Source organism: Nocardioides immobilis (assembly GCF_003515065.1).
In the GTDB taxonomy this organism is placed as follows: Bacteria; Actinomycetota; Actinomycetes; order Propionibacteriales; family Nocardioidaceae; genus Nocardioides; species Nocardioides immobilis.
The window spans coordinates 436,191-455,631 of sequence record NZ_QXGH01000009.1 but is presented as its reverse complement, the minus strand read 5'-3'; the positions used below and the strand labels follow the sequence as shown (position 1 = coordinate 455,631).

The window sequence follows — 19,441 nt, the reverse complement described above, 5'->3', positions numbered from 1 at the left end:
GTTCGTGGCCGGCGACATCTCCCTCTTGCGTCTCCGGAGGCGGCGACATATAGTCCCAATCCGAACAGCCGGGTAGTCGGACCACGGTTGACTGTGAGGGAGCTTGACATGTCGATGGCACGTGGATTGGGGATGGGAGCGGGCGCGTTCGTGCTCGTGGTGGCACTCGGCCAGCCGGCGGTGGCCGCCGGCTGGTGGTGCAGCAAGGACGACCCGCTGAACGTCTATGAGGACGGCGTGGTGCAGGGCCAGGCTTACGGCCACTACTACGACTACGGCGACGGTCGCGCAATGAGCACCGCGTGGTATCGCGATGCCCGACCCGGGGACGGGACCGGGAACCCGGTGCGGGTCGAGACCGACTTCTACTGGTACGGCTCCAACTCGTCCTGCGGCGAGGCCGGCACGTGCTTCTGGTTCGACGTCTCGAAGCAGACCGACGAGACCCACAGTAGTTCATGGCAGAAGCATGCACGTGCGCGGTACCTCGACCAGACCGCGTGGCGATCTCGGGGACGGATGGACATCTGCGAGGTTCAGCGGTTCAGCAACGACCCGTGCAGCGCGAAGATCGTCGAGACCTTTGACTACTAGGTCAGCGGACTCTGCATCCCTGGTGCGTCTGTCCAGCGTCGGGCACTCCTATGACCGGACGGACGTCTTCGATGACGTGACCCTGGCCTTCCCGCCCGGGCGCGTCGGCCTCATCGGGGTCAACGGCGCAGGCAAGACCACTCTCCTACGGTTGCTGGCGACAACGCTTGAGCCGTCCCGCGGCGAGGTCTGCTTCCCGGGTCTCGGTGGCTTGCCCGTAGCGGCTCGGCGCCACATCGGGTTCATGCCCCAGTCGCTGGCACTCCCGAGATCGCTCAGGGTCCTCGACTTCCTCGCCTATGTGGCCTGGCTCAAGGAGATCCCACGGAGCGAGCGGGCCGACGAGTGCGCTCGCGTCCTGGAACTGGCCGACCTCGAGTCTCATCACCGCTCCACGGTCGGTCGGCTGTCGGGGGGCATGCATCGTCGACTGCTGTTCGCGCAGGCGATGATCGGCCGACCCAGGGTGCTTCTGCTCGACGAGCCAACAGCCGGCCTCGACCCCGAGCAGCGGATCCGGTTGCGCGAGCGGCTACGGTCCGCGGACGGTGTCGAGGTCCTGCTGGTGAGCAGTCACCTGATCGAGGACCTTGTCCCGGTCGTCGAGCGGATCGTCATGCTCGATGACCACCGCATCGCTTTCGACGGGTCAGTCGAAGGGTTGCGTGAGCTCGGCGTGCAGCATGCCGCCGTCGAGGGGATGTCCGCCTACGAGGCGGCATTCCTGCGCCTGCAGAAGTCGCGGACCTGATGGACAGCCGGATCAGAGCGGCACTCGTCCTCCCCGTGGCGGGGGTGGGCGCTTACGTCCTGTTCTCGGAGACCCATTGGATGGGGGGCTGGGCAGCCACGATCGATATTGTCACCGGCTCGACCGTCCTGACCGGTCCTGTCATCGCCTCGGTCGCGGCCGGACTCCACTTGACATCGCTCCGGATGCGGCCGATCAGCGACGCGGCAGCGCGCGGCTGGCAGGTTCCCTACCGCTCGGCTCTCGACGGATGGCTCGTCGGTGTTGTCGCCTACCTGGTGACACTTGCGCTCGCTGTCGCGAGCACGCTCCTGATCCCGCACGGTGGCCCCGCGCAGTGGTGGGTGTTACTGGCCGGCGTGCTCGTCCTGGCGTTGGCCGCGCTGTTCGGGACGCTGGTCACCCAGGTCCTGCCCCATCCGGTGGCCGTCCTCGCGGCCGGGCCGGTGCTGTTCCTCATCGGTGCGTTCGGACCGGCGCCGCTGCCCGAGGTGCTGCGGTTCGGCCCCACGGGCAGCATGACCGGAGGCCAGATCATCCCGTCCGTCTACCTGACGCGGTTCGCGGCCGTGGTCGCGATCTGCATCGGTCTCGCCGTCGCGTCGGCACCGTGGCGGGAGCGGCAGCGTCGGCCACGTCTGGTCGCCGCCGCCGGCGCCGCCGTCGTGGCCGTCCTCCTCGGCGCCGGGGGAGTCTTCGCGACGGCGACTGGGATCAGCGAGACCCGGCTCGAGGCGTCGGGGGAGCGGCCGACCGCGTGCGCGGGGGAGGATCCGACCGTCTGCGTGATGCCCTCCCATCGGCGCTACCTCGCGGCCGTCCGACGGTCGGTCGACGAGGCAGCCCCCGTCCTGGTCGATGCCGGGGTCACGCTTCCTGACCGCTACCAGGAGAGCTCCGGCGGCAAGGTGTCCGAGGGCAGCGGAACCTTCTACGTCGACCCGTACCTGACCGCCGAACGCTCCTTCCGGGACTCGGTGCTCCTGCTGGCGCGACCGGCGGACTGCCCGCAGTGGTCGAGTGACAAGGGCCCGCCGTACGCCGCGTGGGACGCCGAGCAGCTGATCGCGGAGTGGGCGGTGGCACGCCACGGCGGCCGGCCGGAGGCCTTCAACCGGGAGATGAATGCCTGGCTGCCCCAGATCGATGACGGGGCGACGAGGACCTGGGTCGTGGAGACGTTCGACATGCTGAAGTCGTGCCGGTTCGACCGCATCGTGATGCCGTGGGAGTGAGACGGGCCCGGGGGAGTGCGGTCCGCGCGTGGGTGGCGGGACACGACGGCTTCCGCGTGGGCGCGATGCTCGTCGCCGTCGGCATCGTGGTCTCGCTCTACGCCTACGTGCGCGTTCCCTCGCCGTACGGCGGACCGATCCCCATGTGGTTCCTGACACCGCCGACCCTGGCGATGTTCGCCGCGCTGGCCGTGCAGAACGAGATCCCCGAGGTCGGCTGGTCGACCGGCCGGCTGCGCCGGGCGCGGCTGGGCTGGGCGTTGGCGATGGTGATGCTGACAGGGCTGGCCGCGGCGGTCGTTGGCGCCAGTGCGGGCCAGCACCGCCTACCGGAGCTGACGATGGCGCTGACCGGCCTCACCTTCGGGCTGGCGGTCCTGGTGGGCCGGGGGAGCGTCGCCCTGGGCACGGGCTGCCTCGTCGTCATCGTGGTGTCGACCCGGGCGCTCTACCACCTGACGCCCGCCGGCGTCTGGGAGCGCCTGTCCGGGCCCGGTCAGCTGGCGCTGGGCGCAGCCTGCGCCGGTTGCGTCGTTGCCTACGCTCACGTCGGCCCGCGCAGCTCGCGAGCCGCCTTGACGGGTTAGAAGCCGTGAGGCGGGGCGGCTAGTGCCCGTGGCGCATGGCGGTGCGGAGGTCCTTGTTGAGCTGGCTGATGACGTCCAGCGGGATCTCCTTCGGGCACGCAGCCGTGCACTCGCCGATGTTGGTGCAGCCGCCGAAGCCCTCGTGGTCGTGCTGCGCCGCCATGTCGACGACCCGGCTCCACCGTTCCGGCTGGCCCTGGGGCAGCTCGCCGAGGTGGGTGATCTTCGCGCCGAGGAAGAGCGAGGCGGAGCCGTTGGGGCACGCCGCCACGCAGGCGCCGCAGCCGATGCAGGTCGCGACGTTGAACGCGCGCACCGCGTTGTCACGGGGGACCGGCACCGAGTTGGCCTCCGGCGCGGACCCGGTGTTGGCCGAGATGTAGCCGCCGGACTGGATGATCCGGTCGAACGCGGAGCGGTCGACGCAGAGGTCCTTCAGCACCGGGAACGCGCCCGAGCGCCACGGCTCGATCGTGATCGTGTCGCCGTCCTTGAACGAGCGCATGTGCAGCTGGCAGGTGGTGGTCACCTCGGGTCCGTGCGGCTCGCCGTTGATCATCAGCGAGCACATGCCGCAGATGCCCTCGCGGCAGTCGGAGTCGAACGCGATCGGTTCCTCGCCCATCTCGTTGAGCTGCTCGTTGAGGACGTCGAGCATCTCCAGGAAGCTCATGTCCTGGGAGATGCCGGAGACCTGGTAGGTGTGGATCTTGCCCTTGTCCTGGCTGTCGGTCTGGCGCCAGATCTTGAGGGTCAGGTTCATGTTGCCGCTGCTCACTTGTAGCTCCGCTGCTTCATCTCGATGGCGGTGTAGACCAGGTCTTCCTTGTGGAGGATCGGCGTCTCGTCCTCGCCGGCCCACTCCCACGCGGCGACGTACGCGAACTCGTCGTCGTGACGCAGCGCCTCGCCGTCCTCGGTCTGCGACTCGGCCCGGAAGTGGCCGCCGCAGGACTCGCGCCGGTTGAGCGCGTCGATGCACATCAGCTCTCCGAGCTCGAGGAAGTCGGCCACCCGGCCGGCCTTCTCGAGGCTCTGGTTGAGCGTGTCGGCGGTGCCGAGCACCTTGAGGTCGGTCCAGAACTCGCGCTTCAGCTCGCGGATCATGTCGATCGCCTTGCGGAGGCCCTCGGCGTTGCGCTCCATGCCGCAGTACTCCCACATGATGTGGCCGAGCTCGCGGTGGAAGCTGTCGACCGAGCGGGACCCGTTGATCGACAGGAACTTGGCGATCCGCTCCTCGACCGCAGCCCGCGCCTCGAGGACCGCGGGGTGCGACTCGTCGACGACCTCGAAGGGTCCCTCGGAGAGGTAGTCGCGGATGGTGTGCGGCAGGACGAAGTAGCCGTCGGCCAGGCCCTGCATCAGCGCCGAGGCACCGAGGCGGTTGGCGCCGTGGTCGGAGAAGTTCGCCTCGCCGGTCACGAACAGTCCGGTGATCGACGACTGCAGGTCGTAGTCGACCCACAGGCCGCCCATGACGTAGTGCACGGCGGGGTAGATCCGCATCGGGACCTGGTAGGGGTTCTCACCCGTGATCCGCTCGTACATGTCGAAGAGGTTGTCGTACTTCTCGCGGACCGCGTCCTCGCCGAGCCGCGCGATCGCGTCGGCGAAGTCGAGGTAGACGCCGCGTCGGAAGTCGCCGACCATCGGGCCCACACCGCGGCCCTCGTCGCACATGTTCTTGGCCTGCCGGGAGGCGATGTCGCGGGGGACCAGGTTGCCGAACGAGGGGTAGATCCGCTCCAGGTAGTAGTCGCGGTCCTCCTCCGGGATGTCACGCGGGTCCTTGGTGCAGTCCTCGGCCTTCTTGGGCACCCAGATCCGGCCGTCGTTGCGGAGCGACTCCGACATCAGGGTCAGCTTCGACTGGTGGTCGCCGGAGACCGGGATGCAGGTCGGGTGGATCTGCGTGTAGCAGGGGTTCGCCATGTAGGCGCCCTTGCGGTGCGCGCGCCACGCGGCGGTGACGTTGGAGCCCATCGCGTTGGTCGAGAGGTAGAAGACGTTGCCGTAGCCACCCGAGGCGAGTACGACGACGTCGGCGAGGTGGGTCTCGATCTCGCCGGTCACCATGTTGCGGGCGATGATGCCGCGGGCCCGACCGTCGACGACGATCACCTCGAGCATCTCGTGCCGGGTGTACTCGGTGACCGTGCCGAGCTTCACCTGGCGCTCCATCGCCTGGTAGGCGCCGATCAACAGCTGCTGGCCCGTCTGGCCGCGGGCGTAGAAGGTCCGGGACACCTGGACGCCACCGAACGAGCGGTTGTCGAGCAGGCCGCCGTACTCACGGGCGAACGGGACGCCCTGGGCGACGCACTGGTCGATGATGTTGGTGCTGACCTCGGCCAGTCGATAGACGTTCGACTCGCGCGAGCGGTAGTCACCGCCCTTGACGGTGTCGTAGAAGAGCCGGTGGACGGAGTCGCCGTCCTCCTTGTAGTTCTTCGCCGCGTTGATGCCGCCTTGGGCGGCGATCGAGTGCGCCCGGCGCGGCGAGTCCTGGTAGCAGAACGACTTCACGTTGTAGCCGGCCTCGCCGAGCGTCGCAGCCGCGGCGCCACCGGCGAGACCGGTGCCGACGATGATGATGGACAGCTTGCGGCGGTTGGCCGGGTTGACGAGGCGGGCCTCGAACTTGCGGGTCTGCCAGCGCTGGTCGATCGGGCCGTCGGGGGCCTTGGCGTCGGCGATCGGGGCGCCGGCGGTGTAGTAGCCGGAGGCGTCGTCGTACTGCGCGGGTGAAGGAACGTTGTGCGAGCGGTCGGACGTGAGCGTGGTGTCCGGCATGTCAGTCATGTCAACTCCGTTGAACTTAGGGCCATTGCTCAGCGCGGTCAGTCGATGATGCCGGTGAGGACGGCGATCGGGACGATGGAGAAGCCACCCGCGATCACGATCGCGATGGCGAACGAGATCGTCTTCGCACGGGCGCGGCTGGCCGCCGTGCTCGTCAGGCCGAGCGTCTGGAGGGAGCTCCACACGCCGTGGTGGAGGTGGGCTCCGAGCATCGCCATGGCCGCCAGGTAGATCAGCGTCATCCACCAGACGTCGAAGGTGTCGACGAGCAGGTTGTACGGGTCGTCCGTCTCGCCGCCCTGGACGTTGACCTTGCCGAAGGTGAAGTTGACGAGGTGCCAGACGATGAAGAGGAAGAGGGTCAGGCCTCCCCAGCGCATCAGCCGGCTGGCAGGGATGGCGCCGGTGTGCTTCTTCACGACGTACTTCACCGGCCTCGCATTGCGGGCGCGGCGGGTCAGCTCGATCGCGGCGGCGACGTGGATGATCAGGGCGAGCAGCAGCCCGACCCGCATGATCCAGATGAATCCCATGTGGGGGAGCAGCGGCTCGCCGAGCTCGCGCAGGTGGTGCGCGTACTCGTTGAACGTGTCGTGGCCGGAGAGGGCCTTGAGGTTGCCGTACATGTGCCCGAGCACGAAGCCGACGAATGCGAGGCCACTCACGGCCATCAGCAGCTTCAGCGAGATCGAGGTGCGGGAAGCCCGCGCTCCTTCGACGAGACTTGGCCTGGTCTTCACGGGATCTGCCACGGCCGGTCACGCTACCGCGCGCGCCGTTCACCCGCACATCTGTCCGACTGTGACATAAGTCCCTTCAGGTGGACCTAACCTCCGTGCCTCACCGGTGTGGCCCCTTTCCCAAACGCTGTCGAGTGTGCAGACTCAGTGCTCGACCGTCAGCCAGGCAGGGTGGACGGACCCCCCGGAGGTGCAGGTGTCGACAGGCGTACACGGCCCAGGTAGAGCAGAGATCGAGGAGCGAACGCTCCGCACGGACCGATGGTGGCTGACGCCCCTGGCGACATTCCTGGTCTTCAGCGCGTTCGTCGTCTACGCGACGATCCGCGCGTTCATGGGACGCGACTACTTCGCGGAGCCCTATCTCTCGCCGTTCTACTCGCCCTGCCTCGGTGACTGCGTCGACGGCGCCTCGGACTTCGGCCAGCCGTTCCAGTGGTGGCCGCTCTCCGCCGCGCTGATCATCCTGATCTTCCCGCTGGGCTTCCGGATGACCTGCTACTACTACCGCAAGGCCTACTACCGGGCCTTCTGGCTGTCGCCGCCCGCGTGCGCCGTCGCCGAGCCGCACGGTAAGTACACCGGCGAGACCCGGCTGCCGCTGATCCTCCAGAACACGCACCGCTATTTCTGGTACGCCGCCGTCGTGGTCGCCGTCATCCTGACCTTCGACGTGTTCCTCGCGTTCCGGGCGATGCCGGACGAGTACGCGATCGGTGACGGCGAGACCTCCGGTGTCCACATGGGTCTGGGCACCGTGCTGATGGCGATCAACGTCGCACTGATCTGGCTCTACACGCTCTCCTGCCACTCCTGCCGGCACATCGTGGGCGGCCGGCTGCGGCACTTCTCCAAGCACCCGGTCCGCTACCGGCTCTGGACGTGGGTCTCGAAGCTCAACGCCAGCCATCCCAAGTACGCCTGGTACTCCCTGTTCTCCGTGGCGCTCGCGGACCTCTACATCTACCTGCTCGCCGCCGACGTGATCGACGACCTGAGGTTCTTCTGATGAGCACGATGGGCAGCCGGCACCCGATGACCGGCAACGAGATGTCGGGCGAGGCCCCCGGCGGCATCGAGCGGCGTCAGTACGACGTGGTGGTGATCGGGGCCGGAGGGTCCGGCCTGCGGGCCGCGATCGCCGCCCACGAGGCGGGCGCCAACGTCGCGGTCGTCTGCAAGTCGCTGCTCGGCAAGGCGCACACGGTGATGGCCGAGGGCGGCGCGGCCGCAGCCATGGGCAACCTCTACCCCGAGGACAACTGGCAGGTGCACTTCCGCGACACCATGCGCGGCGGGAAGATGCTCAACAACTGGCGGATGGCGCAGCTCCACGCCCAGGAGGCACCCGAGCGGGTGATGGAGCTCGAGGACTGGGGCGCGCTGTTCGACCGCACCGCCGACGGCCTCATCAGCCAGCGTGACTTCGGTGGCCACCGCTACGCACGGCTCGCGCACATCGGCGACCGCACCGGCCTGGAGATGATCCGCACCCTCCAGCAGCGGCTGGTGGCGCTCGGCATCGACGTGTTCATGGAGTGCACGGTCACCGACCTGCTGCTGAGCCGATCGGAAGCGGGAGACAACGCGATCGCGGGTGCGTTCGCCTACTGGCGCGAGTCCGGCCGGTTCATCGTCTTCGACGCGCCGTCGGTCGTCCTCGCCACCGGAGGATTCGGGAAGGCCTGGAAGGTCACCTCCAACTCCTGGGAGTACACCGGTGACGGTCACGCGCTCGCGCTCCGGGCCGGGGCGACCCTGATCAACATGGAGTTCGTCCAGTTCCACCCGACCGGGATGGTGTGGCCGCCGTCGGTCAAGGGTCTGCTCGTCACCGAGTCGGTCCGCGGTGACGGCGGCATCCTGAAGAACTCCGAGGGCAAGCGGTTCATGTTCGACCACATCCCGGAGTACTTCCGGAAGGAGACCGCCGAGTCCATCGAGGAGGCGGACCGGTGGTACGACGACAAGAAGAACAACCGGCGCCCTCCCGAGCTGCTGCCCCGTGACGAGGTGGCCCGCGCCATCAACGCCGAGATCAAGGCCGGCAGGGGATCACCGCACGGGGGCGTCTTCCTCGACATCGCGTCCCGTCGTACGCCGGAGTTCATCCGGAAGCGGCTGCCGTCGATGTACCACCAGTTCAAGGAGCTGGCGGACGTCGACATCACCGCGGAGCCGATGGAGATCGGGCCGACCTGCCACTACGCGATGGGCGGCATCGAGGTCGACCCGGAGACCGAGCTCTCGGTGGTCCCGGGCCTGTACGCCGTCGGCGAGTGCTCGGGTGGCATGCACGGGTCCAACCGGCTGGGCGGCAACTCGCTCTCGGACCTGATCGTGTTCGGGCGGCGGGCCGGCGACGCGGCAGCGTCGTACGCCGCGGGCCTGGCCTCACGACCGCAGATCTCGGACGACGACGTCGCAGCCGCCCAGGCGAGCGCGCTCGCGCCCTTCGAGGTGGAGGGGGCGGAGAACCCGTACACGATCCAGCAGGACCTCCAGCAGGCGATGAACGACCTGGTGGGGATCATCCGCGAGGGGGCCGAGCTGGAGCGCGCGCTCGAGGAGGTCGACCGGCTCAAGGAGCGGGCGGCCCGCATGTCCGTCGAGGGCAACCGGCAGTACAACCCCGGCTGGCACCTCGCGATCGACCTGCGCAACATGCTGTTGGTGGGGGAGTGCGTCGCCAAGGCGGCGCTCGCCCGCGAGGAGTCGCGCGGCGGGCACACCCGCAACGACCACCCGGGACCGAACCCCGAGTGGGGCTCCAAGAACCTCGTGCTGCGGCTCAACGCCGAGGGCACCGGGGTCGACATGACCGAGCAGGCCATACCGGCGATGCCCGACGAGCTCAAGAAGTTCTTCGAGGAGTGATCCGAGACATGAGCACTGGCTACCAGCTGAAGATGCGGGTGTGGCGCGGTGACGCGGACAGCGGCGCGCTCGGTGACTACGCGGTCGAGGTGTCCGAGGGCGAGGTCGTGCTCGACGCACTGCACCGGCTGCAGGCGACGCAGGCCGGGGACCTGGCGATCCGGTGGAACTGCAAGGCCGGCAAGTGCGGCTCGTGCAGCGCCGAGATCAACGGCAAGCCCCGCTTGCTGTGCATGACCCGGCTCTCCGACTTCGACCCGGCGGAGACGATCACGGTCACGCCGATGCGGGCGTTCCCCGTCATCCGCGACCTGGTCACGGACGTCTCGTACAACTACGAGAAGGCGCGCGAGCTGCCGGGCGTCGAGCTCGGGCCGCGGGACGCCGACGGCAAGCGCCGGATGATGCAGGTCGACGTGGAGCGCGGCCAGGAGTTCCGCAAGTGCATCGAGTGCTTCCTCTGCCAGGACACCTGCCACGTCGTCCGTGACCACGACGACAACAAGCCGGCGTTCGCCGGTCCCCGGTTCTTCCTGCGGTACGCCGAGCTGGACATGCACCCGCTCGACATCCGCGACCGGCGGGACACGGCCCGCGACGCCGCCGGGATCGGCCTGTGCAACATCACCAAGTGCTGCACCGAGGTCTGCCCGGAAGGCATCAAGATCACCGACAACGCGATCATCCCCATGAAGGAGCGGGTCGCCGACAGGAAGCACGACCCGCTGGTGTGGCTCGGCAACAAGATCGGGCTGCGCAACAAGGACAACGACGGCCGTACCGCGACCTGACCGGGCTCAGGGGACCAGCGTGATGGTGATCCGCCGGCCGTCGTCGCTCACGGTCAGCTGACCGTCGGCGCCCTGGTAGTCCCCGGTGCCGCCCGTGACGGCGAAGACGTCTCCGTCGCGGCCGTCGATGTTCGGGATCGCCTTGTTGACGCCGCCGCCCGCCAGCGTGATCGACCCGCCGTCGAGGAGGATCGCCATCGTGCACAGGTGGCCTTCGTACGTGCGGTCGAGCACGACGCACTCGTTCTGGAGCCGGCCGGCGATGGCGCCGTCGGCCCGCAGCGTGAGGGCGCCGATGAACCGGTCGCCGACCGTCTCACCCTTGCGGCCGATGTCGATGTACTTGTCCTCAGCGCCGCGCGGTGCGATGCGGAAGGTCAGCGTGGTGCTGTCGGCGGGCTCGTCGGTGGCGCTGACGGACGACGGGTGGACGGTGAGTGCGCCGGTCGCGGCGACAGCGAGGACTGCGGCGCCGGCAAGGAATGCGGTTGTCTTGTTCATGGCACCACGGTGACCCGTAGCCCGGGCCGTCCGCATCAGCCCAGGGAGCGTCCACGCCGCCCGTCCGGATGACTCCAGGGTCGTTCCTGCGAATGACTCCGGCGCAGCGACGGCGCGACTAGCGTGAGCGCGATGCGTGCGACCGGCCTCCTCCGCGACCACCTCGAAGGCCTGGCGGGCCTCGGGGTGGCGTTGGTCTTCGTCGCCGAGGTCGTCGCCCGCGCGGATCGTCCGCTGCCGCTTCTCGCGCTGACGCCGCTGATCGCCGTCGTGGTCTGGGTACGCCGCCGCGCCGCCTTCATCAGCGCGCTGACGGTCCTGTCCGCCTGGCTCCTCAGCGCGGAGATCGACCACGCCTTCAACGAGGAGGGCGGCGTGGCCTGGCTGATCACCTGGCTGGTCGCGCACTACGCGCTCGGACGGTGGACGGTCGGGGTCGCCGCCTGGGTCGCGCCGGTCGTCGCGGTCGTGTCCGGGGTGGCGCTCGGGTGGGACGACATCGCGGGCGCTGGATCGGCAGACCTTGCCTACTTCGTGAGCGTCACCGCGATGCCGTGGGGCGCCGGGCTCGCCGTACGACTCCGGCAGCAGCACGTGACCGCGCTCCGTGAGGAGAACCAACGCCTGGAGCGGGACCAGGCCGCGGCGGCACGCCGCGCGGTGATCGAGGAGCGGTCGCGGATCGCCCGCGAGCTGCATGACGTCGTCTCGCACGCGATCGCCGTGACCGTGCTGCAGTCCCGTGGGGCGCGGCGGAAGCTCGGCCATGACGAGGCGGCCGTGCGCGATGCCCTCGACGCCATCGAGAGCACCAACGCGGCAGCGTTGAGCGACATGCGACGGCTGCTCGCCGTACTGCGGGACACCGAGCCGGGCGACGACCAGCAACGGCGCCGCGAGCCGCTGCCGTCCCTCTCCCGGATCGACCAGCTGGTGGCGGAGGTGCGGGCAGCGGGCCTGTCGGTCGAGCTCACGATGGACGGCGAGGCGACCGAGGTGCCACCCGGTGTCGACCTGTCGGCCTATCGCATCGTCCAGGAGGCGTTGACCAACGTCCTCAAGCACGCCGGGCGGCAGGAGTCGGCAGCGGTTCGGCTCGCGTTCGGGCCCCGGGACCTGCTGGTCACCATTCGCGACAGCGGCGGCCCCGGGCAGGGCGCCGGTGCTCCGGACGCGAGGTCCGGGCACGGCCTGATTGGGATCCGCGAAAGGGTCGCGGTCGTGGGCGGCGAGGTCAGCGCCGGACCGCATGCCGACGGTGGGTTCGAGGTGCGTGCCCGACTTCCCTACGCCCTGGAGGTCTCGTGAACGCGGAGCAGGGCGGACCCGTCACCGTCGTCATTGCCGACGACCAACCGCTTGTCCGCACCGGGCTCCGGATGATCCTCGCCGAGGAGCCGGACATCGAGGTGGTCGGCGAGGCGCGTGACGGGGCCGAGGCGATTCGTGTCTGCGAGCAGCGCCGGCCGCAGGTGGTCCTCATGGACGTGCGCATGCCGGGGACCGACGGTATCGATGCCACCCGCGCGGTGACCGCGCTCGACGGCGGACCCCGCGTCCTGGTGTTGACGACGTTCGACCTGGATGAGGTCGTCTACGACGCGCTCCAGGCGGGCGCGTCCGGCTTCCTGCTCAAGGACGCACCCGAGGAACGGCTCGTGACGGCGATCCGGGTCGTCGCCGACGGCGGCTCGCTGTTCGCGCCGAGCGTGACCCGGCGCCTCATCGAGGAGTTCGCGCGTCGACGGCCCCGTGCGCCGGCCGGCCTGCCGGGACTGACCGAGCGCGAGACCGAGGTGCTGCGGCTGATCGCCCGCGGGCTGTCGAACGCCGAGATCGGTCAGCAGATCTTCGTCACCGAGAACACGGTGAAGACACATGTGGCACGGATCCTGACCAAGTTGAGGGTCCGCGACCGCGTGCAGGCAGTCGTGGTGGCCTACGAGACGGGTCTGGTGACGCCCGGGTGAGGCGCGAAAGATAAGGCGTCCTCCCGATGCCGCCGGCGCGGCTTAGCGCGAGCGTCGGAGCCGTTCGATCGGCACCGAGGAGGCCACCATGTTCAGCGATCCCTACTTCCAGTCGGAGCTGGCGCGCCAGCGCCAGGCCGACATCCGCTCCGCGGCGCGGGCGGCGCGGACCACCCGGGTGTTCCGGCTGGCACGGCGGGAGGCCCGTCGCCAGCGCCGCGCGGCCCTCGCCGTCGCGACGCCGGCGCCGGTGTCGCTCCCGCCCGCGGCGGCCCTGCTGCAGCAGTGAATGCCGGTGCGCGGTCGGCCCGCGCGTGGGAAGATCCCGGCATGGCGCGGATCCGCAGCCAGGTCATGGTCGGCCGCGATGCCGACCTCGCGACGCTGCTCGAGGTCGTCGACGGGGCCCGCCAGGGCCGGCCGCAGCTCGCGATCGTGACCGGGGAGGCCGGGATCGGCAAGAGCCGGTTGGTGCAGGAGCTCGTCGCCACCCTCGACGACGCCTTGGTCGTGGTCGGGCACGGGGTCGGCCTCACCTCGGGTGAGCTGCCGTTCGGGGTCGTCTCCGACGCACTCGGCGATCTCCTGCGCCAGCGGCCCGACAGCCTGACCGCCCAGGAGCGGGATCAGCTGCGCCCGCTCCTGCCGGGCGGGAGGGGCGAGGTGTCGACCGATCGCGCCCGGTTGCTCACCGGCGTGGTCGCGCTCCTGGAGCGGCTCTCCGCCCACGAGCTCGTCTGCTGGGTCGTCGAGGACGTCCAATGGGCGGATCCCGCGACCCGGGACGTCGTGAGCATCCTGGCCCGTCGGGCGCACGGGCAGCTGGCGGTCGTGGTGACCGCGCGCACGGTGGCGGGGGAGCGCGACGAGGGCGCGGCGTCGTACTTGGAAGACCTGGCGCGACTCCCGGCCGCCCGGCGGATCTCCCTCGGCCGGCTGACGACGCACGACGTCCAGCGCCAGCTCGCAGATCTCGTCGACGAGCCACTTCCTCGTGGGGTCGCGCAGCGCATCGTCGAGATCGGCGACGGCGTCCCGTTCGTCGTGGAAGAGCTCGCCGCCGCCCGGGGGCGGCCGGAGCTCAGCACTGCGGCGGCGGTGGCGGAGGCTCGTCTCGGCTCGCTGTCCGGGTCGGCGCGCCGGCTGGAGGCCGCCGCCGTCGGGGACGGCCACCTGCAGTGGCCGTTGCTGGACGCAGTCGTCGGTCTCGCGCCGGAGGAGCTCGACGAGGCGCTGATGGCGGCGATCCGGGTCGGGATCCTCGAGGAGACGACCTCCCGTGACGGCTGCCGCTTCCGGCACGCGCTGCTGCGTGACGCTGCCGACCGGGCGGTCCCTCCGGCGGCCCGCCGGGCGTGGCACCGCCGCTGGGCGGAGGCAATCGAGTCGCACCCCACGCTGATCGCGCCCGATCCCGCGCTGCTCGCGACCGCCCACCACTGGCACGAGGCGGGGGACGCGGAGAAGTCGGCGCTGGCGGCCGCGGCCGCCGCAGACGCCGCCCGGAGGACGGGATCCGGGACCGAGGAGCTCGAGCTCTGGGCGCGGATGCTCGAGCTGTGGCCGAAAGCGGGTCACGTGCTCGAGGAGGTCGGGGTCGATCATCACGTCGTCGTGGCCTTCATCCTCCGGCTCTCGGTGTCGTCGGGCACCCGCACGATCCGATGCCTCGAGCAGGTCGAGGCGAACGCGATCGACGAGATCGAACGAGTGGCGTGCCGTGTCTGGCGCCACGGGACGCGGTACGGCAAGTCCTTCGAACCGGCGGCGTGGAGTGGCGCGTTCCTCGACGAGCACGAAGAGATGCTCCGTGCGGCTCTCCCCGACCTGCTGGCCCAGACGGCACTGATGTTGGCCACCGGGTTCACGGATGTCTCCGATCCTCGGGGGGACGCGATCCTCGTCGAGATGGAGGAGTTCGCCCGCGCCGTGGGCGACTCCCACTCGGAGCTGATCTGCGCGAAGCTCCACAGCTTCCGGATGTTCGCACGCGGGGAGGCGGAGGCGAGCGTGGCGCGGCTCGAGGCGGTGCTGGCCCGGGTCGAGGACGTGAGCGTCTTCCAGCTGTGGACGGCGGACGGCAACCAGATCTGGTCCCTCGCCCAGCTCGGTCGGTACGACGACGCCGAGGCGGTGATCGCGCGGGCCATGTCCCGGGTGTCCGATCCCTACTCCTTGGGAGTCCCGTTCGACCACATCGCGGAGAACGCCTGCTACGTGTGGATCAGCACAGGCCAGTGGGCTCGGGCGGAGGACCTGGTCCGCTCGGCGAAGCCCTACTGGGGCGCGGGACCGCACTGCTCGGACGTCTACCTCGCCGAGCTGGAGCTGTTGCGCACCGGCCGGCTCTCCGACGCCGAACGATGGACGGCCCTCACGTCGGAGTCCCCGCCGATGGCGCCGGACGTCGACTGGATCACTGAGACGGTCGCGTGGCATCACGGGTGCGCGGGCGACCTCGAGGCGATGCGACGCACCCTCGAGCCCGTCTGGGACGCCTCGCATCCGGTGGCCACGAACGAGCTGTGGCCCGCGGTGCTCCGGGCGATCCGCATCGAGGCCGACGCCGCCGTACGACGACGGGACGCCGCGGACCGGCCGCGGGCGGAGGCGCACCTCGCGCGGGTCTCCGAGGTCGCCGACCTGCTCCACCGGCGAGGACCGGTCAGCCGCGCCTGGACCGCGGAGCTGGCCGCGCAGCAGGCCCGCTTCCGCGGCGAGCCGAGCCGCGCGCTGTTCGTCGAAGCGGTCGAGGCCTGGGAGACCGTCGGCCACCCGTACGACGTCGCCTCCGCCCGGCTGTGCCTCGCCGAGGCGGCGCTGGCCGAGGGCGACCGGGACGCCGCCCGCGGCCTTGCCGAGGCTTCTCTCGCGGTGGCGCGCGACCTCGGCGCCGCCCCCCTGGCCGCAGCGGCAGAGGAGTTCCTCGTCAGGCACCGGCTCGGCAGCCGGTCCGTCGAGGAGCCGGGCAAGGCCGGGTCCCTGACCGGCCGCGAGCGCGAGGTCCTCGCCCTGCTCGCCGAGGGCCGGACCAACGAGCAGATCGCGACGGAGCTGTTCATGTCGCCGAAGACCGCGAGCGTCCACGTCTCGCGGATCATCGCCAAGCTCGGCGCCAGCAACCGGACTGAAGCCGCGGCCGTCGCCCGCAGGGCAGGGCTCGTCTAGGCGCTGGGTGTGACCGCGACAGAAGAGGACGCAGCTCGGCGCGCAAGCACGATCAAGCGGCGTACCGCCCCGATGGCGCACCATCGTCGGGTGACCGCGACCGACTCGTTCCACGACTTCGTCGGCCAGCTCGCCGACGCGCTGGCCGTCCAGCTCAGGTTCGTGGCCCAGCGCGCGGAGGCCATCGAGCACGCCATCGCCGCGACGCCGGCGGAGTCCCCGGCCCGCGCGGAGCTGGTCGCGGAGCGCGAGGCCGCCCAGGTCCACCGGCTGACGGTCCAGGAGCGGGTCGCGCTCCAGGAGGAGGCGCGCGCTGAGCGGCGGGTCGTCCTGCCGCTCACCATGCAGGGTCGGGACCTGACACGTGGCGGTTCGGACACCCAGGTCCGGCGGGCGGCGGCAGGAGCTGCCGTCGACGGCCTGGTCGCTGGTCTCGCCATCGCGGCCTTCAGCTTCCGCCGTCGTACGGCGTAGCGACGTCACCCAGGGCAGTTGCCGACCAGGGCGTCGTGCACCTGCCGGCGCTCGTCCTCGGACAGCTGCTGGAACGCGGCGTACTCGAGGTAGCACGCGCCCATGTCGATGCCGGCCCACGCCGCGTCGCTCATCGAGCCGTCGTTAAGCGTGAGCTGCCAACCGTGGGGCGTCTCGGCGGCGGGCAGGCCGGCCAGGTAGCAGTGCCAGCTGCTGGCGGTCGCCGACGGCTCGCCCGGGCCGGGCAGACCTCGTCGTCGGGGCCGAGGCCGTGGTCCTCGAGGACGAGCCGGTCCGGATAGCGCTCGCGCAGCTGGTTGAGGAGGGCGCGCTCGGCCTCCCAGGACCTGCCGTCGACGAACTCCCAGGCACCGTGCCCGGAGATCGAGACGCGGGTCCGGGTGAAGCTCGACGTCATCGCCTCGGTCGATCGCACGATGCCGGCCCGGTGCTTCGGCGTGGTCAGACCGGCCTCCGCGAGCCGGGCCAGTGACGGACCGTCGACGCCCAGGATGAACGGCTCGGCGTACGCCGTCGAGCACGCGCCGTTGGCGACGTCGACGACCTGCCAGTCGTCCTCGTAGCGACGGGCGACCTCCTGCATGAGCAGCGCGAACCGCTCGAGGAACGGCGGCTGCCAGAACCGGACCGTGCACCCGGATCCGCCGTTGTCGGTCGAGGGATCGACGGGGACGCAGCCGCCGGCCTCGTCCTAGCCAGTCAGGGGCGGCGTTCCCGGCCCGGATCCGCAGCCGGAACCTGATGTCGCGTTCGGCGGTGAGGGTCGCATCGACGGCGGAGAAGTCGTACTCGCCCTTCCGGGGCTCGACCTCCGCCCAGGTCGTGTTGATCGTCCCGAACCGTGCGTAGGGGACGGTGGCGAGCGCCGGCGGCTCGGTCACGACCAGCCCGGCCAGAGCGGGCTTGAACGCCGAGTCGTCGTCGGGGTCGGCGGTCGGCTCGGACGGAGGGGTTTCGCCGGACGAGCACGCCGTGAGTGCCAGGACGCACGCCATCGCCCCGATGCTGGACAGCATCCATCTCCCCACGGGTGACACGGTAGACAACTCCCCGATCCTCCGCCGCGACGCCGTGGCGCATTCCCCCGGGAGGCTTGACCGAAAGACCCCGGAGCAGCCAGCACGAGCTGGTCGTACTCCAGGTCGGTCGCCGCCGGTGGTTACGGCGTCACGCTGATCGTCGAGGACAGCGCCGGCAAGCTCAACCTCGCTCCGCGGCCGGCCCAGAAGGTCAGTGTCAGCTGACGGCTGCGGCCGGAGCGGGGTAGAAGGAGCCGACCAGGTCGTCGACTGCGTCGATCCAGGTACGGCGAACGGCGTGCTCGCGCGCGGCGGCACCCATCAGGTGCCGGTGCCGGTCCGCGGCGACGGCCGCGACCGCGCGACGCAGGTCGCGCGGGTCGGCCGGGTCGTAGAGGAGGCCGGTCTCGAGGTGGCGCACCACGTCGGCGGCGCCGCCCGAGCGCGGCGCCACCGACGGGACGCCCGAGGCCCCGGCCTCGCGCAGCGCGTGGCAGTCGGTCTCGTGCTCGCCGGTGTGGACCAGCACGTCGAGGGTGGGCAGCGCGACGGTCAGGTCGCCGGTCTGGAGCGGGCCGGTGAACCGGGCAGCCGGCAGCCGCTTGGCGAGCCACTCGCGCTCGGGGCCGTCGCCGATCACCACCAGCCGGATGCCGTCGACCTGGGCGAGCTCGGCGAGGCGCCGTACTCCGTTGCGCTTGTGGAGGCCGCCGACGTACCCGACGACCACCTGGCCGCCGTCCTTCGCCCGGGCGCGTGACCACGAGTCGTGCAGCCACGGGTCGCGGAGCGTGGGGGCGAACGCGAGCGGGTCGACGCCGGGCTGCCAGAGCCGCGCCTCGGCTCCCAGCTCGGCGGCGCGGCCGATCATCCAGGGTGCGGTGACCAGCAGGGTGTCGGCCCGGTCGGCGACCTTCGCGCGCCAGTAGTCCGCGGCGAGGTCGTGGATCGGCGACTGCTCGACGACCAGCGTCGCTACGCCGGTGCGACGCGCGTGCTTGAGCGCCTTGCGGCCGACGAACCGCGGCGAGGCCGCGTGCACCAGATCGGGCTCGAACGCATCGAGGGCCGCCCGGGTCTGCGCACCGGTGGGCTCGAGCGGGCGGACGCGGACGACGTCGCAGCCGCGGTACGACGAGAGCCCCGGCCCCGGCGCGATGATCCGGACCGTGTGGCCGAGGTCGACCAGGCGGTCGGCCGTGGCCTTGAGCGTGGTCGTCGTGCTGTCGACCGCGGGATAGAAGCTCTCCGTCACCAGTGCGATCCTCATGACCCCAGCGTGGGCGGCCGACCTTGCCGGTTGCCGATCCAGCGGTGGATCCCCGGTGAACGGCTGCCGCTGGTTGAGGTGCGAGCCCAGCGAGCCTCGAAAACCAAGGTGCCCTTGTCGGTGCCGGCGCCTAGCGTGGCGGACATGGAGATCAAGCTGGAGCTGGTGGCAGTCCCCGTGAGCGACGTCGATCGGGCGAAGGAGTTCTACGAGCGGGCGGGGTTCGTGGTCGACCACGACCACACCGTCAGCGACGAGGTGCGGTTCGTCCAGCTGACCCCACCGGGGTCGGCGTGCTCGATCGCGGTCGGGAAGGGCCTCACGACGATGGCGCCGGGCTCGCTCGACAACCTGCAGGCCGTGGTGGCCGACGCCGACGCGGCGCACGCGGACCTCACCGAGCGGGGGATCGAGGCCAGCCCGGTCGACGAGCAGCCGTGGGCCCGTTTCGTGTACTTCGCCGACCCCGACGGCAACCGCTGGTCGCTCCAGCAGCTGCCTAAGTGGAGCTGAGCGAGTCCGGCTCCACGCCGAGGGTGTGCGGCGACCAGTCGCCCGCGTGCTCCTCGAACGGGCGGTGCGGTCGCCGAACGCGACGGGTTGGTGCGAAGGACTGTCACAGGTACGTCCGCATGCCG

20 protein-coding genes are annotated in these 19,441 nt (G+C 70.5%); 13 read left to right on the top strand and 7 right to left on the bottom strand.

Annotation, left to right across the window (positions count from 1 at the left end; genetic code table 11):
- Positions 1–108 precede the first annotated feature (108 nt).
- From D0Z08_RS31875 to D0Z08_RS03070, 4 genes are read left to right on the top strand one after another with little or no spacing between them, the layout of a single operon-like run.
- A complete protein-coding gene (locus D0Z08_RS31875; RefSeq protein ID WP_182481111.1) occupies positions 109–594 on the top strand; it encodes a hypothetical protein in 486 nt (161 codons plus the stop codon).
- A gap of 22 nt (positions 595–616) precedes the next feature.
- The gene (locus tag D0Z08_RS03080) at positions 617–1,345 is read left to right on the top strand and encodes an ATP-binding cassette domain-containing protein (protein ID WP_182481110.1); all 729 of its coding nucleotides are present in this window, start codon (positions 617–619) and stop codon (positions 1,343–1,345) included.
- Positions 1,345–2,580 (top strand): DUF7224 domain-containing protein, encoded by a 1,236-nt coding sequence (locus D0Z08_RS03075; RefSeq protein WP_118922471.1) that lies wholly within the window; start codon positions 1,345–1,347, stop codon positions 2,578–2,580. The genes D0Z08_RS03080 and D0Z08_RS03075 overlap by 1 nt, the downstream gene beginning before the upstream one ends.
- On the top strand, positions 2,571–3,167 hold the full coding sequence (locus D0Z08_RS03070; RefSeq protein WP_147381302.1) for a hypothetical protein: 597 nt from the start codon (positions 2,571–2,573) through the stop codon (positions 3,165–3,167). Before D0Z08_RS03075 ends, D0Z08_RS03070 begins: the two co-directional genes overlap by 10 nt.
- Before the next feature lie 19 nt (positions 3,168–3,186).
- Here D0Z08_RS03070 and D0Z08_RS03065 read toward each other — a convergent pair whose 3' ends face one another.
- Genes D0Z08_RS03065 through D0Z08_RS03055 form a run of 3 tightly spaced genes read right to left on the bottom strand, consistent with a single transcriptional unit; the run spans position 3,187 to position 6,724 of the window.
- Entirely contained in the window at positions 3,187–3,930 is a 744-nt protein-coding gene (locus D0Z08_RS03065; protein ID WP_118922778.1) for a succinate dehydrogenase/fumarate reductase iron-sulfur subunit, read from the bottom strand.
- 11 nt (positions 3,931–3,941) lie between these two features.
- On the bottom strand, positions 3,942–5,963 hold the full coding sequence (locus D0Z08_RS03060) for a fumarate reductase/succinate dehydrogenase flavoprotein subunit (protein WP_220454018.1): 2,022 nt from the start codon (positions 5,961–5,963) through the stop codon (positions 3,942–3,944).
- Between the two features lie 47 nt (positions 5,964–6,010).
- Positions 6,011–6,724 (bottom strand): succinate dehydrogenase cytochrome b subunit, encoded by a 714-nt coding sequence (locus D0Z08_RS03055; RefSeq protein ID WP_245993576.1) that lies wholly within the window; start codon positions 6,722–6,724, stop codon positions 6,011–6,013.
- Between the two features lie 184 nt (positions 6,725–6,908).
- Between D0Z08_RS03055 and D0Z08_RS03050 the strand changes: the two genes are divergently transcribed.
- The 3 genes from D0Z08_RS03050 to D0Z08_RS03040 are packed head-to-tail and all read left to right on the top strand — an operon-like array spanning position 6,909 to position 10,380.
- A complete protein-coding gene (locus tag D0Z08_RS03050) occupies positions 6,909–7,721 on the top strand; it encodes a hypothetical protein (protein ID WP_182481109.1) in 813 nt (270 codons plus the stop codon).
- Entirely contained in the window at positions 7,721–9,589 is a 1,869-nt protein-coding gene (locus D0Z08_RS03045) for a fumarate reductase/succinate dehydrogenase flavoprotein subunit (protein WP_182481108.1), read from the top strand. The genes D0Z08_RS03050 and D0Z08_RS03045 overlap by 1 nt, the downstream gene beginning before the upstream one ends.
- An 8-nt stretch (positions 9,590–9,597) precedes the next feature.
- Entirely contained in the window at positions 9,598–10,380 is a 783-nt protein-coding gene (locus D0Z08_RS03040) for a succinate dehydrogenase/fumarate reductase iron-sulfur subunit (protein WP_118922463.1), read from the top strand.
- A gap of 6 nt (positions 10,381–10,386) precedes the next feature.
- On the opposite strand, the gene D0Z08_RS03035 is transcribed toward D0Z08_RS03040, so the two are convergent.
- Entirely contained in the window at positions 10,387–10,881 is a 495-nt protein-coding gene (locus D0Z08_RS03035) for a hypothetical protein (protein WP_118922461.1), read from the bottom strand.
- Between the two features lie 132 nt (positions 10,882–11,013).
- On the opposite strand from D0Z08_RS03035, the gene D0Z08_RS03030 reads away from it, so the two are divergent.
- The 5 genes from D0Z08_RS03030 to D0Z08_RS03010 all read left to right on the top strand — a co-directional run bounded on the left by D0Z08_RS03030 (position 11,014) and on the right by D0Z08_RS03010 (position 16,493).
- A complete protein-coding gene (locus D0Z08_RS03030; RefSeq protein ID WP_147381301.1) occupies positions 11,014–12,189 on the top strand; it encodes a sensor histidine kinase in 1,176 nt (391 codons plus the stop codon).
- Complete coding sequence (locus D0Z08_RS03025) at positions 12,186–12,851, top strand: response regulator (RefSeq protein WP_281271702.1); 666 nt, start codon at positions 12,186–12,188, stop codon at positions 12,849–12,851. The genes D0Z08_RS03030 and D0Z08_RS03025 overlap by 4 nt, the downstream gene beginning before the upstream one ends.
- Before the next feature lie 88 nt (positions 12,852–12,939).
- Positions 12,940–13,140, top strand: coding sequence for a hypothetical protein (locus D0Z08_RS03020; RefSeq protein WP_118922457.1), 201 nt, complete (start codon positions 12,940–12,942; stop codon positions 13,138–13,140).
- Between the two features lie 41 nt (positions 13,141–13,181).
- Entirely contained in the window at positions 13,182–16,019 is a 2,838-nt protein-coding gene (locus D0Z08_RS03015; protein ID WP_118922455.1) for a helix-turn-helix transcriptional regulator, read from the top strand.
- 90 nt (positions 16,020–16,109) lie between these two features.
- Positions 16,110–16,493 carry a hypothetical protein gene (locus tag D0Z08_RS03010; protein WP_147381300.1) on the top strand — a complete coding sequence of 128 codons (384 nt, stop codon included), beginning with the start codon at positions 16,110–16,112 and terminating at the stop codon, positions 16,491–16,493.
- A 5-nt stretch (positions 16,494–16,498) separates the two neighbouring features.
- Here D0Z08_RS03010 and D0Z08_RS33340 read toward each other — a convergent pair whose 3' ends face one another.
- From D0Z08_RS33340 to D0Z08_RS03000, 3 genes are all read right to left on the bottom strand, one after another.
- Positions 16,499–16,627: a hypothetical protein gene (locus tag D0Z08_RS33340; RefSeq protein ID WP_281271701.1), complete on the bottom strand. Its 129-nt coding sequence runs from the start codon at positions 16,625–16,627 to the stop codon at positions 16,499–16,501.
- On the bottom strand, positions 16,624–17,097 hold the full coding sequence (locus D0Z08_RS03005; RefSeq protein ID WP_118922451.1) for a hypothetical protein: 474 nt from the start codon (positions 17,095–17,097) through the stop codon (positions 16,624–16,626). Before D0Z08_RS03005 ends, D0Z08_RS33340 begins: the two co-directional genes overlap by 4 nt.
- Before the next feature lie 653 nt (positions 17,098–17,750).
- Positions 17,751–18,803: a glycosyltransferase gene (locus D0Z08_RS03000; RefSeq protein WP_118922449.1), complete on the bottom strand. Its 1,053-nt coding sequence runs from the start codon at positions 18,801–18,803 to the stop codon at positions 17,751–17,753.
- Between the two features lie 144 nt (positions 18,804–18,947).
- On the opposite strand from D0Z08_RS03000, the gene D0Z08_RS02995 reads away from it, so the two are divergent.
- The gene (locus tag D0Z08_RS02995; protein WP_118922448.1) at positions 18,948–19,316 is read left to right on the top strand and encodes a VOC family protein; all 369 of its coding nucleotides are present in this window, start codon (positions 18,948–18,950) and stop codon (positions 19,314–19,316) included.
- Positions 19,317–19,441 lie beyond the last annotated feature (125 nt).